Here is a 13935-nt window from a genome sequence, read left to right as displayed (position 1 = left end):
CCTGCATGTCTCCACACCTGACCCAGCGCGCGCGCATTCGCCCCTCCGTCCTGTCCCTCGCGCTCGCTGCCGCATTGCAGGCGGGCAACGCCTGGGCGGTCGACCCCTTCGTGCTCAAGGACATCCGGGTCGAGGGCGTGCAGCGTACCGACCCCGGCACCGTCTTCGCGAGCCTGCCCTTCCGCGTGGGCGACACCTACAACGATGAAAAGGGCGCGGCCGCACTGCGCGCGCTGTTCGCCACCGGCCTGTTCAAGGACGTGCGCATCAACATCGACGGCGACGTGCTGGTGGTGGTGATCGACGAGCGCCCGGTGATTGCCGCCGTCAGCTTCGTTGGCCTCAAGGAATTCGACACCGAAGCCCTGACCAAGTCGCTGAAGGACATCGGCATCGGCGAAGGCAAGCCCTTCGACAAGGCCCTGGCCGACCGCGCCGAGCAGGAGCTCAAGCGCCAGTACCTGACCCGAAGCCTCTACGGCGCCGAGGTCACCACGACCATCACCCCGCTGGAGCGCAACCGCGTCAACGTGGCCTTCACGGTGACGGAAGGCGATCCGGCCAAGATCGGTGACATCCGCATCCTGGGCTCCAAGGTCTTCTCCGAGAGCACCCTGCTGGGCCTGCTGGAACAGACCACCACCGGCTGGCTGACCTGGTACACGAAGAGCGACCGCTACTCGCGTACCAAGCTCAACGCCGACCTGGAAACCCTGCGCTCCTACTACCTGAACCGTGGCTATCTGGAGTTCTCGATCGAGTCCACCCAGGTCACCATCTCGCCGGACAAGCAGAGCATCAACATCGCCATCACCGTCAAGGAAGGCCAGCCCTACACCGTGACAGCGGTGAAGCTGGAAGGTGAGCTGCTGGGCCGCGACGAGGAGTTCAAGCGCCTGGTGGGCATCAAGCCGGGCCAGGCCTACAAGGACGAGTCCGTCACCGCGACCAAGCGTGCCTTCACCGACTACCTCGGTACCTTCGGCTACGCCTTCGCCCGCGTGGAAAGCCGCCCCGAGATCGACAAGACCACCGGCCAGGTGGTGGTGGCCCTGGTGGTCGATCCCGGCCGCCGCGTCTACGTGCGCCGCATGCTGGTGTCCGGCAACACGCGCACCCGAGACGAAGTGATCCGCCGTGAGTTCCGCCAGTTCGAAGGCGCCTGGTACGACGGCGCACGCATCAAGTTCTCGCGCGACCGCGTGGAGCGCCTGGGCTACTTCAAGGACGTCACCATCGACACCAGCGAGGTGCCGGGCGCGCCCGATCAGGTCGACGTCACCCTGGCCGTGACCGAGCGGCCCACCGGCAACATCATGGTGGGCGCCGGCTACAGCAGCCAGCAGGGTGTCTCGTTCACCGGCTCCATCCGCCAGGACAACGTCTTCGGTTCCGGCAACTACCTGGGCCTGGAGGTGAACACCGCCAAGACCGGCCGTGCGCTGTCGGTCTCCACCGTCGATCCCTACTTCACCGTGGACGGCGTGTCCCGCGGCGTGGACGTCTTCTACCGCACCAGCAAGCCCTACAACAGCTTCGGCGATGTCTACGAGTTCGCCACCTACGGCGGCTCGCTGCGCTTCGGCGTGCCCTTCTCGGAGCTGGACACCGTCTTCTTCGGCCTGGGCGTCGAGAAGACCAAGATCTCGACCGATGCCGGCATCCCGCTGATGTACAAGCTGCAGGTGCTGGAGCAGGGCAACAACAGCCTGGCAGTCCCCCTCACCATCGGCTGGCAGAACGAGCAGCGCGACAGCATCATCTCGCCCACCGCCGGCAAGTACCAGCGCGTGAACCTCGAGATGAGTGCGGTGGGCGATGCCCGCTATGCGCGTGCCAGCCTGCAGTGGCAGCAGTTCTTCCCCATCACCAACAAGTTCAGCTGGATGATCAACGCCCAGCTGGACTACGGCGTGGGCCTGGGTGGGCGCAAGTACCCCATCTTCAAGAACTACTACGCCGGCGGCCTGGGCTCGGTGCGGGTGTTCGAGTCCAACTCGCTGGGTCCCGTGGACCTGACCGGCTCCAATATCGGCGGCAATCTGCGCGCCAATGTCAACGCCGAGCTCTACCTGCCCGTTCCCGGTGCAGGCAATGACAAGTCCTTCCGCCTGTTCACCTTCCTGGATGCCGGCAATGTGTGGGACACCAAGAACCCGTACTACAAGGTGTCGCTGGACTCCGTCCGGGTCGCGGCCGGCATCGGCATCAGCTGGCTGTCCCCCATGGGTCCGCTGAAGCTGAGCATGGGCAAGCCCATCCGCAAGGACTCGAAAGATAGAATCGAGAAATTCCAATTCCAAGTCGGGACTGCATTCTGATGAAGAGCACCTTGATGAAATCGCTGTGCGCCCTGGTCCTCGTGGCCGCGCCGGTGATGACCTTGCAAGCCCAGGAACTCAAGATCGGCTACGTGAACCTCGAGCGCGTCACGCGTGAGAGCAATTTCGCCAAGGCCGCACAGACCAAGCTGGAAACGGAATTCAGCCGTCGCGAGAAGGACATCAAGGACGCCGAGCAGAAGCTGCGCCAGGCGGCCGAGAAGTTCGACAAGGACTCCACCCTGCTCGCCGAAGCCGACCGCAGCCGCCGCCAGCGCGACCTGGCCGAGCAGGAGCGCGATCTGCAGCGCAAGAAGCGCGAGTACTCCGAGGACCTGCAGCAGCGCCGTGGCGAAGAGCTGCAGACCCTGATCGAGCGCACCAACCGCATCGTCAAGCAGATCTTCGACAGCGAGAAGTACGACCTGATCCTCCAGGACGCCAGCTTCGTCAGCAACCGCGTGGACATCACCAAGAAGGTGATCGACCAGCTCAACGCTCAGAAGTGATTGGATACCGCCGTCACCCTGGCTGACCTGATCGCCGCCTTGGGCGGCGATCTTCTTGGTGCGCCCGAAACCCCCATCCGGCGCATCGCCGCGCTGGAATCGGCGGATGCCCAGTCCATCGCCTTCCTGGCGAATGTGCGTTACCAGTCTCAGCTCAAGACCACGCAGGCCGCCTGCGTGATCGTGGCGCCCGCCCTGGCCGAGGCAGCGGCCCAGCGCCAGCCCGGTGCCGCGGTGATCGTCACGCCGGATCCCTACCTCTACTTCGCCCGCCTCACCCAGTGGTGGGCCCGCCAGGTGCGCCCGCTGCCGCCGGCCCGCATCCACCCCTCCGCCGTGATCGCTGATGACGCGCAGCTGGGGCAGGGCGTGGACATCGGCCCCCTGGCCGTGATCGAGTCCGGCGCCGTGATCGGTGAGGGCGCCCGCATCGGCGCCCATTGCGTGATCGAGGCCCGCGCCCGCATCGGCGCTGGCAGCCGCCTGGCGCCGCACGTCACCGTGGGCTTTGACTGCCATATCGGCGCGCATTGCATCCTGCACAGCGGCGTGGTGATCGGCGCGGACGGCTTCGGCTTCGCACTGAGCCAGGGCCGCTGGGAGAAGATCGAGCAGCTCGGTGCCGTGCGCATCGGGGACCACGTCGAGATCGGCGCCAACAGCTGCATCGATCGCGGCGCCCTGGGTGACACCATCCTGGAGGAGGGCGTCAAGCTCGACAACCTCGTCCAGATCGGCCACAACGTGCACGTGGGCACCCACACGGCCATGGCCGGTTGCGCCGGCGTGGCGGGCAGCGCGCGCATCGGCGCCCACTGCACCGTGGGCGGCGGGGCCATCGTGCTGGGGCATCTGAGCCTGGCGGATCACGTCCATGTGTCCGCCGCCACCGTGGTCACCCGCACCATCACCAAACCCGGCCAGTACAGCGGCGTCTTCCCCTTCGACGACAATGCCAGCTGGGAAAAGAATGCAGCAACCCTGAGACAGTTGCATGCCATGCGCGACCGTTTGCGCGCCCTAGAGAGAAAAGAATGACGACCGCGACCGACACCAAGATGGACATCCACCAGATCCTGGCCAAGATCCCCCACCGCTACCCCATCCTGCTGGTGGACCGCGTGCTGGAGATCGAGAAGGGCAAGCGCATCCGTGCGCTGAAGAATGTGTCCATCAACGAGCCCTATTTCATGGGCCACTTCCCGCACCGCCCGGTGATGCCCGGCGTGCTGATGCTGGAAGCCATGGCCCAGGCCGCCACCGTGCTGACCCTGGTGAGCCTGGACACCGAGCTGGACGACAAGACCGTCTGCTACTTCGCTGGCATCGACGGCGCCCGCTTCAAGCGCCCCGTGGAGCCCGGTGACCAGCTGGTGCTGGACGTGACCCTGGACCGCGCCAAGGCTTCCATCTTCAAGTACACCGGCAAGGTCTATGTGGGCGATGACATCGCCTGCGAGGCCGAGCTGATGTGCACCATGCGCCGCATCGAGGCCTGAGGCCTGCGCGCCCGCCCTTCAACCGCCCCCCGGACTCTGGAACGCAGTCGATGAGCAAGATCCATCCCACAGCCATCGTGGACCCCAAGGCCGAGCTGGACAGCTCGGTCGAGGTCGGTGCCTACACCCTCATCGGGGCCGGCGTGAAGATCGATGCCGGGACCCGCATCGGCCCCCACTGCGTGCTCGAAGGTCCGACCACCATCGGCCGCGACAACCAGTTCTTCCAGTTCAGCTCCATCGGCGCCGCGCCGCAGGACAAGAAGTACGCCGGCGAGCCCACGCAGCTGATCGTGGGGGACCGCAATGTGGTGCGCGAGTTCTGCACCTTCAACCGGGGCACCTCGCAGGACGCCGGCATCACCCGCGTGGGCGATGACAACTGGATCATGGCCTACGTCCACCTGGCCCATGACTGCGTGGTGGGCAGCCGGACCATCTTCGCCAACAACGCGCAGCTGGCCGGCCACGTGCATGTGGGCGACTGGGCCATCCTGGGCGGCTTCACGGTGGTGCACCAGTTCGTGCACATCGGCGCCCACAGCATGACGGGCATGGGCTCCATCCTCTTCCAGGACCTGCCGCCCTTCATCATGGCCGCCGGCAACACGGCCGAGGCCCGCAGCTTCAACCTCGAAGGCCTCAAGCGCCGCGGCTTCACGCCCGAGCAGCTCAATGCGGTCAAGCAGATGTACCGCATCCTCTACCGCCGCGGCCTCACGGTCGACCAGGCCAAGATGGAGATGATGGCGCTGCAGGGCGAGCACGCGGACGCGCATGACACCATCCAGCTGATGCTGGACTTCCTCAACACCGCCACGCGCGGCATCATCCGCTGACCATGCCTGAGGCCGCGCCCCGCCTCAGCCTGGTGGCCGGCGAGGCCTCCGGCGACCTCCTCGGCGGCCTGCTGCTGGCAGGCCTGCGTGAGCGCTGGCCGGGCCTGCAGGCCGCCGGCATCGGGGGGCCGCGCATGGCGGCTCAGGGCTTCGAGGCCTGGTGGCCGCACCACAAGCTCTCCGTCTTCGGCTATGTCGATGCCTTGCTGCACCTGCGCGAGATCCTCGGGATCCGCAAGGCCCTGGGCGAGCGCCTGCTGGCGGATCCGCCGCGCGCCTTCATCGGCATCGATGCCCCCGACTTCAACTTCGCGCTGGAAGCGAAGCTCAAGGCCGCGGGCATCAAGAGCATCCATTTCGTCTGCCCTTCGATCTGGGCCTGGCGCGCCGAGCGCGTGAACAAGATCCGCGCTTCGACGGACCATGTGCTGTGCCTCTTTCCCTTCGAGCCCGCGCTGCTGGCCGAGGCCGGCATCTCGGCGAGCTATGTGGGCCATCCGCTGGCTGACGTCATCCCCCTGGAGCCGCCCAGGGCCGCCGCCCGTGGCAAGCTCGGACTGGGGGAGGGCGACACCGTCGTGGCCCTGCTGCCCGGCAGCCGCAAGAGCGAGATCCGCTACATTGCCGAGCCCCTGCTGCAGGCTGCCGTGCTGATGAGCCGGGTCCGCCCCCAGCTTCGCTTCGTGATGCCGGTGGTGCCGGGCCTGCGCAGCCTCGTTGACCCGCTGGTCCGCAAGCATGCGCCGGGGCTGGACCTGGCGCTGCTGGACGGCCAGTCCCACGAGGCCCTGGCCGCCTGCGACCTCACGCTGGTGGCCAGTGGCACCGCCACGCTGGAGGCTGCGCTGTTCAAGCGGCCCATGGTGATTGCCTATCGGCTGCATGCGCTGAACTGGTGGCGCATCAAGGGCAAGCGCCTGCAGCCCTGGGTGGGCCTGCCCAATGCGCTCGCCGGCCGCTTCGTCGTGCCCGAGCTGCTGCAGGACGACTGCACCCCCGAGGCCCTGGCCCGCGAAGGCCTGGCCTGGCTGGACGATCCGGCGCGCCGCGACGCAGCCATCGCCACCTTCCATGAGCAACACCTGACCCTGCGCTGCAACACCGCGCAGCGCGCTGCCGATGCCATCGCGCAAGTCCTCGCGTCCTGAGCCCCCGCACCAGCTGGGCCTGCTGTGGGACGCCCCGGGCCTGATGGCCGGCGTGGACGAGGCGGGCCGCGGGCCCCTGGCCGGCCCGGTGGTGGCGGCGGCCGTCATCCTGGACGACGAGCATCCCATCGCCGGGCTGGCCGATTCCAAGGTGCTCAGCGAGAAGCGCCGCGAGCAGCTCTTCGACGAGATCCGCGCCAAGGCCCTGTGCTGCTGCATTGCCGAGGCCAGCGTCGAGGAAATCGATGAACTCAACATCCTGCAGGCCACGATGCTGGCCATGCGCCGCGCCGTCGAGGGCCTGCGCCTGAAGCCTGCCAAGGTGCTGGTGGACGGCAACCGCCTGCCCACGCTCAAGATCCCGGCCGAGGCCATCGTCAAGGGCGATGCCAAGGTGAAGGCCATCTCGGCTGCGTCCATCCTGGCCAAGGTCCACCGCGACCGCCTGTGCCAGCAATGGCATGCCAGCCATCCCGAATACGGCTTCGCCGGCCACAAGGGCTATCCCACGGCCGAACACCTGCAGGCCCTGCGCGAGCATGGCCTGACCCCCTGGCACCGCCGCAGCTTCGGCCCCGTGAAAGCACTCCTCGAATGAAGCCCCAGCTCCAGCACATCAGCGCCCGCGACAACCCCAAGCTGCAGCGCCTGCGCAAGCTGGCCCAGGAGGCCTCGGCCTACCGCAGGCTCGGCAGCGTCTGGCTGGAAGGCGACCACCTGGCCCGGGCGGCCCTGCAGCGCGGCTGCCGGCCGTCGATGGCGGTGATCACCGAGACCGCCTGCCAGGATCCGGCCTTGATGGCCCTGGCCGAGGAGGCACCGCTGGTGCTGGTCGTCAACGAGGGCCTGTTCCAGGGCTTGAGCGGCCTGGAAAGCCCGGCCCGCATGGGCTTCGAGATGGCCCTGCCGTCGGACGCCGCCCTGCAGCCGGGCATGGACACCGTGGTGCTGGACCGCCTGCAGGACGCGGGCAATGTGGGCACCATCCTGCGCAGCGCCGCCGCCATGGGCTTCCGCCAGATTGCCGCGCTGAAGGGCACGGCTGCGCTGTGGTCGCAGAAAGTGCTGCGCGCCGGCATGGGCGCGCACTTCGGCCTGCGCCTGGTCGAGGGCCTGCAGCCCGCCGACCTCGACCACCTCCAACTCCCCCTGATCGCCACCAGCTCGCATGCCAAGGATGAACTGCACCGCGTGCAGCTCCCCAGCCCCTGCGCCTGGGTGATGGGCCACGAAGGGCAGGGCGTGCAGCCCGAGCTGATGCAGCGCTGCACCCTGACCGTGGGCATTCCCCAGCCCGGCGGCGAGGAATCGCTCAACGTCGGCAGCGCCGCGAGCATCTGCCTCTACGAAAGCGCCCGCCAAAAGCTGTTGGCCTGACTCTCAGTCGCCGATCACAACAGCGCTGCGCTTAAAAAAGGAAAGGCCCGCTGCGCAGCAGCCGGGCCTTTCCGCTCAGGGCGACGCACGCGGATCCGGCTTTGCCGGGCCGCCGTGCGTGCCCCCTTGACGGGGGCTCGCGAAGCGAGCAAGGGGTGGTCAGTAAGCCGGGCCTGCGGGTGCGCCCCCTGGGGGGCTGAGGCCGGACACAAACGCCGTGGCGTTTGTGCCTGCCGAAGGACCGGGCCTCTGGTCCGGTGCGCCCTGCAAGGGCGCGAAGCGAGTAGGGGGGAATCAATAGATCAATCTGTCGGGGCGAATGTCGCGGAGGATGGTCGTCGCGATCTCCTCGATGGACTTGTGCGTCGAGGACAGCCACGAGATGCCCTCGCGCTTCATCATGGTCTCGGCCTCGTTGACCTCGTAGCGGCAGTTGAGGATGTCGGCGTACTTGCTGCCTGGGCGGCGCTCGTTGCGGATCTGCGAGAGGCGCTCCGGGTCGATGGTCAGGCCGAAGCACTTGCGCTTGTGCGGGCTCAGCGTGGAGGGCAGCTTGCCGCGCTCGAAGTCCTCGGGGATCAGCGGGTAGTTGGCGGCCTTGATGCCGTGCTGCATGGCCAGGTACAGCGAGGTGGGCGTCTTGCCGCAGCGGCTCACGCCCACGAGGATGACGTCGGCGGTGTCCAGGTTCTTGGCGGACTGCCCGTCGTCATGGGCCAGGGAGAAATTGATGGCCTCGATGCGGTCGTGATATTCCTGGCTCTTGGCCACGTCCGAGAAGCGGCCCACGCGGTGGTTGGACTTGACCTGCAGTTCCTCCTCCAGCGGCGCGATGAAGGTGCCGAACATGTCCAGCAGCAGGCCCTTGCACTGCGCGCGGACCACCTCCAGCACCTCGGTGTTGACCAGGGTGGCGAAGACGATGACCCGCTGGCCTTCGCTATCGCACAAGTCATTGATCTCGCGGACCACCTGTCTGGCCTTGTCGGCCGTGTCGATGAAGGGGCGCCGCACATGGCGCGGTTTGCCGCCGAACTGCGCCAGGATCGAGTTCCCGAAGGTTTCTGCGGTGATCCCGGTGCCGTCCGAGACGAAATACACGGTGCGATTGGGCATGTCCTGTTTCTCCGGCGAACCTGGTTTCGTGGTGTTCCATCATAGAAGCTGATGCCCGTAGAATCGGCCGCATTCGATCGCTGGAAATGCCACACCCTAGCGCCATGCCGCCGTTCCTCCTCCAAGCAGAATTCAGAAATGGTGGAGCCGCGCATGCCTTTCCCTGGGTGAAGTTCGCTGCCAGTGCTGCGCCGAAGGACGCGCCGCTCGCCACCCGCGAGCCCGCTGCGCCCGGCGTGGGAGCCCCGGTTTCACAACATCACGGAGTTTTCCCATGTCCTCTCGCTTCGATGCGGCCGCCCTGGTCGTCCCGTTTGAGAATCTGAGAATGAGCGACGTCGAGGTCGTTGGCGGCAAGAACGCCAGCCTCGGCGAAATGATCTCGCAGCTCGCCGCCTCCGGCGTGCGCGTGCCCGGCGGCTTTGCCACCACGGCCCATGCCTTCCGCGAGTTCCTGAAGTTCCAGGGTCTGGATGCGCGCATCCAGAAGCGCCTGGCCGACCTCAACACCGACGACGTCCGTGCCCTGGCCGAGGCCGGTGCCGAGATCCGCGGCTGGGTCGAGGCCCAGCCCTTCCCGGCGGACCTGGAAGCGGCCATCCGCACGTCCTTTGCCGCGCTGACGGCCGACAACCTCGAGGCGACCTTCGCCGTGCGCTCCTCCGCCACCGCCGAGGACCTGCCGGACGCCTCCTTTGCCGGCCAGCAGGAGACCTTCCTGAACGTGCATGGCATCGAGGAAGTGCTGCACAAGATGAAGGAGGTCTTCGCCTCCCTCTACAACGACCGCGCCATCAGCTACCGCGTGCACAAGGGCTTCGAGCACAGCGAGGTGGCCCTCTCCGCCGGCGTTCAGCGCATGGTGCGCTCCGACCTCGGCTCGGCCGGCGTGATGTTCACCATCGACACCGAGTCCGGCTTCAAGGACGTGGTCTTCATCACCTCCAGCTACGGCCTCGGTGAGACCGTGGTGCAGGGCGCCGTCAACCCCGACGAGTTCTACGTGCACAAGCCGGCGCTGGCCAAGGGCAAGTTCGCCGTGATCCGCCGCAACCTGGGCTCCAAGCTGATCCGCATGGAGTTCAGCACGCCCGAGGAAAAGGCCGCGACCAAGAAGCTTGTCAAGACCGTGGACACCGCGCCCGAGCAGCGCAACCGCTACTCGCTCAACGATGACGAGGTCACCGAGCTGGCGAAGTACGCGCTGATCATCGAGCAGCACTACGGCCGCCCGATGGACATCGAGTGGGGCCGCGACGGCATCGACGGCAAGCTCTACATCCTGCAAGCCCGCCCCGAGACGGTGAAGAGCCAGGCCGAGGGCCAGGTCGAGCACCGCTACAAGCTCAAGGGCCACAGCGTGGTGCTGGCCGAGGGCCGCGCCATCGGCCAGAAGATCGGCACCGGCCCGGTCCGTCTGGTCCACAACATCTCCGAGATGGAGCGCGTGCAGCCCGGCGACGTGCTGGTCACCGACATGACCGATCCCAACTGGGAGCCGGTGATGAAGCGCGCCAGCGCCATCGTCACCAACCGCGGCGGCCGCACCTGCCACGCGGCCATCATCGCCCGCGAGCTGGGCATCCCGGCCGTGGTGGGCTGCGGTGACGCCACCGAAAAGCTCAAGGACGGCCAGCTGGTCACCGTGGCCTGCTCGGAAGGCGACACCGGCCACATCTACGACGGCCTGCTCGAGACCGAGATCACCGAGGTGCACCGCGGCGAGATGCCGTACTGCCCCGTCAAGATCATGATGAACGTGGGCAACCCGCAGCTGGCCTTCAACTTCGCCCAGATGCCCTCCAGCGGCGTGGGCCTGGCCCGCCTCGAGTTCATCATCAACAACAACATCGGCGTCCACCCCAAGGCCATCCTGGACTATCCGAACATCGATGCCGACCTGAAGAAGGCCGTCGAGTCCGTGGCCCGCGGCCACGCCTCGCCGCGCGCCTTCTACGTGGACAAGCTGGCCGAGGGCATCGCCACCATCGCCGCCGCCTTCTTCCCGCGTCCGGTGATCGTTCGCCTCTCCGACTTCAAGAGCAACGAGTACCGCAAGCTGATCGGTGGCTCACGCTATGAGCCGGATGAAGAGAACCCCATGCTGGGCTTCCGTGGCGCCTCGCGCTACATCAGCGGCGAGTTCTCCGACGCCTTCGCCATGGAGTGCGAAGCCCTGAAGCGCGTGCGCAATGACATGGGCCTCACCAACGTCGAGATCATGGTGCCCTTCGTGCGTACCGTGCGCCAGGCGGAGCGTGTGGTCGCCATGCTGGCCGAGCGCGGCCTCAAGCGCGCCGCCGCCGGCGGCACCGACGGCCTGCGCCTGATCATGATGTGCGAGGTGCCCAGCAACGCCATCCTGGCCGAGCAGTTCCTGGAGCACTTCGACGGCATGTCCATCGGCTCGAACGACCTGACCCAGCTGACCCTGGGCCTGGACCGCGACTCCGGCCTGGAACTGCTGGCCGGCGACTTCGACGAACGCGACTCCGCCGTGAAGGCCCTGATCTCCCGCGCCATCACGGCCTGCCGCGCCACGGGCAAGTACATCGGCATCTGCGGCCAGGGCCCCAGCGACCACCCGGACTTCGCGGACTGGCTGGCGCAGGAGGGCATCGTGTCGATGTCCCTGAACCCGGACAGCGTCATCGACACCTGGCAGCGCCTTGCCAAGCGTTGATCGCTGCTTGAGCTGAATCAGAGGGCCCCGCGGGGCCCTCTGTCTTGTGGGGCCCGGCTCGTCGACACTCGGCCGGGTTGATCTTGATGCGGCCGCCGGCCGCTCTCCCGCATCATTGCCGCCATGCCCTCCCGCCCCTTGCTGCCGCGCCTGAACCGCATTTACGCGGGCTTCACGCTGGGCTTCGTGCTCTTCGTGGCCCTGCTGGCCCTGCTGGAGCAGTGGGGCATGCCCAAGAGCTGGATCGGCTTCAGCTTCCTGGCGGTGACCGTGCTGGTCTATGCGGGCATCGGCATCATCTCCCGCACCACGGACCCGGAGGAGTACTTCGTGGCCGGGCGCCGCGTGCCGGCCTTCTACAACGGCATGGCGGCCGGCGCGGACTGGATGAGCGCCGCCTCCTTCATCGGCATGGCCGGCACGCTGTACCTCAGCGGCTACGGCGGGCTGGCCTTCGTGCTGGGCTGGACGGGCGGCTTCTGCCTGGTGGCCCTGCTGCTGGCGCCTTACCTGCGCCGCCTGGGGCAGTTCACCATCCCCGACTTCCTGGGCCAGCGCTACGACAGCCAATGGGTGCGCCTTTTCGGCGCCGCCGCGGCCATCGTCATTTCCTTCATCTACGTCGTGGCGCAGATCTACGGCGTAGGGCTGATCACCACGCGGCTGACGGGGCTGACCTTCGAGATCGGCGTCTTCGTGGGTCTAGGGGGCGTGCTGGTGTGCTCCTTCCTGGGCGGCATGCGCGCCGTGACCTGGACGCAGGTGGCGCAGTACATCGTGCTGATCCTGGCCTACCTCGTGCCTGTGGTCTGGCTCTCGGTCAAGCAGACCGGCGTGCCCATCCCGCAGGCGGTCTACGGCTATCAGGTGCAGCGCATCACCGAGCGCGAGCAGGAGCTGGTGCGCGACCCGGGCGAGACCTCGGTGCGCGAGTTCTTCGCCAGCCGCGCCCGCGACTACGAGCGCAAGCTCCAGGACCCCGAGCAGGCCCTGGCGCGAGAGCGCGCCGAGGCCTCGCGGCGCATTGCGGAGCTCAAGGCCCGCGAGGCCACGCTGGCCCAGATCCAGCAGGCCGAAAAGCAGCGCGCAGCCCTGCCCAAGACGCCTGCCGAGGCCGAGGAGCGCTGGACCCGCGCCAAGCTGCAGGACGAGCACCTGGCCCAGCCCCTGGCCGGCATGCCGCCCCACGCCCAGCCCTTCGCGGGCAAGCCCGATGGCACGCTGGACGAGCGCGAGGACTTCGACCGCTCCCGCCGCAACTTCCTGGCCCTGGTCTTCTGCCTGGCCGTGGGCACGGCGGGGCTGCCGCACATTCTGATCCGCTACCACACCACGGCCACGGTGCGCGAGGCACGCTACTCGGTGGCCTGGTCTCTGTTCTTCATCGCCTTGCTCTACTTCACGGCGCCAGCCCTGGCGGTGATGGTCAAGTACGAGATCTTCAACGGGCTGATCGGCACACCCATCGCCGAGCTGCCGGGCTGGATCGGGCAGTGGATGCGGGTGGATCCCGGCCTGCTGTCCATCACCGACGTCAACGGCGACGGCATCCTGCAGCTGGCCGAGCTGCGCATCGGCGGGGACATCATCATGCTGGCCACGCCCGAGCTGGCCGGGCTGCCCTATGTGATCTCGGGCATGGTGGCGGCGGGCGGCCTGGCGGCGGCGCTCTCGACGGCGGACGGCCTGCTGCTGACCATCTCCAGCGCGCTGACCCACGATGTCTACTACCGCGGCGTGAACCCGCGCGCCTCGGCGACCCGGCGTGTGACCCTCTCCAAGGCCCTGCTGCTGGCCACGGCACTGAGCGCAGCGGCCATCGCCTCGCAGAAGCCGGCGGACATCCTCTTCATGGTCGCCGCCGCCTTCTCCCTGGCCGGTGCCACCCTCGTGCCGCCCCTGGTGCTGGGCATCTTCTGGGGCCGGGCGAACAAGCACGGCGCGCTGGCCGGCATGCTGACGGGGCTGTGCGTGACCGTCTACTACATGGTCCATGCCAGTGCCATGCTGCGCCTGAGCCTGGGCGTGCCCGGGCCGGCCCAGACCTGGTGGGGCATCCAGCCCATCTCCGCGGGCCTGTTCGGCATCCCGGCGGGCGTGCTGGCGATGATGCTGGTGAGCTGGCTCACGCCCGCCCCCAGCCAGGAGGTGCGCGAGCGCATCGCGCTGCTGCACCGGCCGCCGCAGCCCTGAGCCCTGAGCCCTGAGCCCTGAGCCCTGAGCCCTGAGCCCTGAGCCCTGAGCCCTGAGCCCTGAGCCCTGAGCCCTGAGCCCTGAGCCCTGAGCCCGGCCCGCCGGGCAACGGCCTCTGGATCCGGCCCCCGTATCCGGCCCCAAGGGGAGGGTGGGGCCGGTGGCGCTGCACAGGCTGCTGGCCTCGTCACGCAGGCTGCCCGGGCTGCCGGATCTGGCCGGGCGGGGCTCGATTTGGCAAGTGCCGCGT

11 protein-coding genes are annotated in these 13935 nt (G+C 67.8%); 10 read left to right on the top strand and 1 reads right to left on the bottom strand.

Annotated features, from left to right (window positions below; all coding sequences use genetic code 11):
* Positions 1 to 5 precede the first annotated feature (5 nt).
* The 8 genes from bamA to O9Y01_RS00825 are packed head-to-tail and all read left to right on the top strand — an operon-like array spanning position 6 to position 7693.
* Positions 6 to 2321, top strand: a complete 2316-nt coding sequence (gene bamA, locus O9Y01_RS00860) for an outer membrane protein assembly factor BamA (RefSeq protein ID WP_269629608.1) — start codon at positions 6 to 8, stop codon at positions 2319 to 2321.
* Positions 2321 to 2830: an OmpH family outer membrane protein gene (locus O9Y01_RS00855; protein WP_269629607.1), complete on the top strand. Its 510-nt coding sequence runs from the start codon at positions 2321 to 2323 to the stop codon at positions 2828 to 2830. Before bamA ends, O9Y01_RS00855 begins: the two co-directional genes overlap by 1 nt.
* A complete protein-coding gene (gene lpxD / locus O9Y01_RS00850; protein WP_269629606.1) occupies positions 2831 to 3868 on the top strand; it encodes a UDP-3-O-(3-hydroxymyristoyl)glucosamine N-acyltransferase in 1038 nt (345 codons plus the stop codon).
* Positions 3865 to 4329: a 3-hydroxyacyl-ACP dehydratase FabZ gene (gene fabZ, locus O9Y01_RS00845; protein ID WP_269629605.1), complete on the top strand. Its 465-nt coding sequence runs from the start codon at positions 3865 to 3867 to the stop codon at positions 4327 to 4329. Before lpxD ends, fabZ begins: the two co-directional genes overlap by 4 nt.
* A gap of 50 nt (positions 4330 to 4379) precedes the next feature.
* Positions 4380 to 5168: an acyl-ACP--UDP-N-acetylglucosamine O-acyltransferase gene (gene lpxA, locus O9Y01_RS00840; RefSeq protein WP_269629604.1), complete on the top strand. Its 789-nt coding sequence runs from the start codon at positions 4380 to 4382 to the stop codon at positions 5166 to 5168.
* Positions 5169 to 5170: 2 nt separating this feature from the next.
* Positions 5171 to 6316, top strand: coding sequence for a lipid-A-disaccharide synthase (gene lpxB, locus O9Y01_RS00835; protein ID WP_269629603.1), 1146 nt, complete (start codon positions 5171 to 5173; stop codon positions 6314 to 6316).
* On the top strand, positions 6288 to 6914 hold the full coding sequence (gene rnhB / locus O9Y01_RS00830) for a ribonuclease HII (RefSeq protein WP_269629602.1): 627 nt from the start codon (positions 6288 to 6290) through the stop codon (positions 6912 to 6914). Before lpxB ends, rnhB begins: the two co-directional genes overlap by 29 nt.
* The gene (locus O9Y01_RS00825) at positions 6911 to 7693 is read left to right on the top strand and encodes a TrmH family RNA methyltransferase (RefSeq protein ID WP_269629601.1); all 783 of its coding nucleotides are present in this window, start codon (positions 6911 to 6913) and stop codon (positions 7691 to 7693) included. Before rnhB ends, O9Y01_RS00825 begins: the two co-directional genes overlap by 4 nt.
* 294 nt (positions 7694 to 7987) lie before the next feature.
* Here the strand turns inward: O9Y01_RS00825 and ppsR are convergent, their stop codons facing one another.
* Positions 7988 to 8809 (bottom strand): posphoenolpyruvate synthetase regulatory kinase/phosphorylase PpsR, encoded by an 822-nt coding sequence (gene ppsR, locus O9Y01_RS00820; RefSeq protein ID WP_183102702.1) that lies wholly within the window; start codon positions 8807 to 8809, stop codon positions 7988 to 7990.
* A gap of 274 nt (positions 8810 to 9083) precedes the next feature.
* Here ppsR and ppsA point away from each other — a divergent pair, with 274 nt between their 5' ends.
* Complete coding sequence (gene ppsA / locus O9Y01_RS00815; protein ID WP_269629600.1) at positions 9084 to 11492, top strand: phosphoenolpyruvate synthase; 2409 nt, start codon at positions 9084 to 9086, stop codon at positions 11490 to 11492.
* A gap of 123 nt (positions 11493 to 11615) precedes the next feature.
* Positions 11616 to 13685 (top strand): VC_2705 family sodium/solute symporter, encoded by a 2070-nt coding sequence (locus O9Y01_RS00810; RefSeq protein ID WP_269629599.1) that lies wholly within the window; start codon positions 11616 to 11618, stop codon positions 13683 to 13685.
* Positions 13686 to 13935: the final 250 nt, after the last annotated feature.

Source organism: Pelomonas sp. BJYL3 (genome assembly GCF_027257975.1).
GTDB classification, from domain to species: domain Bacteria; phylum Pseudomonadota; class Gammaproteobacteria; order Burkholderiales; family Burkholderiaceae_C; genus Roseateles_B; species Roseateles_B flavus.
This window is presented reverse-complemented; position numbering and strand designations above follow the sequence as displayed.

Coding starts and splice junctions, on each gene's coding strand:
- bamA (WP_269629608.1), top strand. CDS start 6: ATGTCTCCACACCTGACCCAGCGCGCGCGCATTCGCCCCTCCGTCCTG.
- O9Y01_RS00855 (WP_269629607.1), top strand. CDS start 2,321: ATGAAGAGCACCTTGATGAAATCGCTGTGCGCCCTGGTCCTCGTGGCC.
- fabZ (WP_269629605.1), top strand. CDS start 3,865: ATGACGACCGCGACCGACACCAAGATGGACATCCACCAGATCCTGGCC.
- lpxA (WP_269629604.1), top strand. CDS start 4,380: ATGAGCAAGATCCATCCCACAGCCATCGTGGACCCCAAGGCCGAGCTG.
- lpxB (WP_269629603.1), top strand. CDS start 5,171: ATGCCTGAGGCCGCGCCCCGCCTCAGCCTGGTGGCCGGCGAGGCCTCC.
- rnhB (WP_269629602.1), top strand. CDS start 6,288: ATGCCATCGCGCAAGTCCTCGCGTCCTGAGCCCCCGCACCAGCTGGGC.
- O9Y01_RS00825 (WP_269629601.1), top strand. CDS start 6,911: ATGAAGCCCCAGCTCCAGCACATCAGCGCCCGCGACAACCCCAAGCTG.
- ppsR (WP_183102702.1), bottom strand. CDS start 8,809: ATGCCCAATCGCACCGTGTATTTCGTCTCGGACGGCACCGGGATCACC.
- ppsA (WP_269629600.1), top strand. CDS start 9,084: ATGTCCTCTCGCTTCGATGCGGCCGCCCTGGTCGTCCCGTTTGAGAAT.
- O9Y01_RS00810 (WP_269629599.1), top strand. CDS start 11,616: ATGCCCTCCCGCCCCTTGCTGCCGCGCCTGAACCGCATTTACGCGGGC.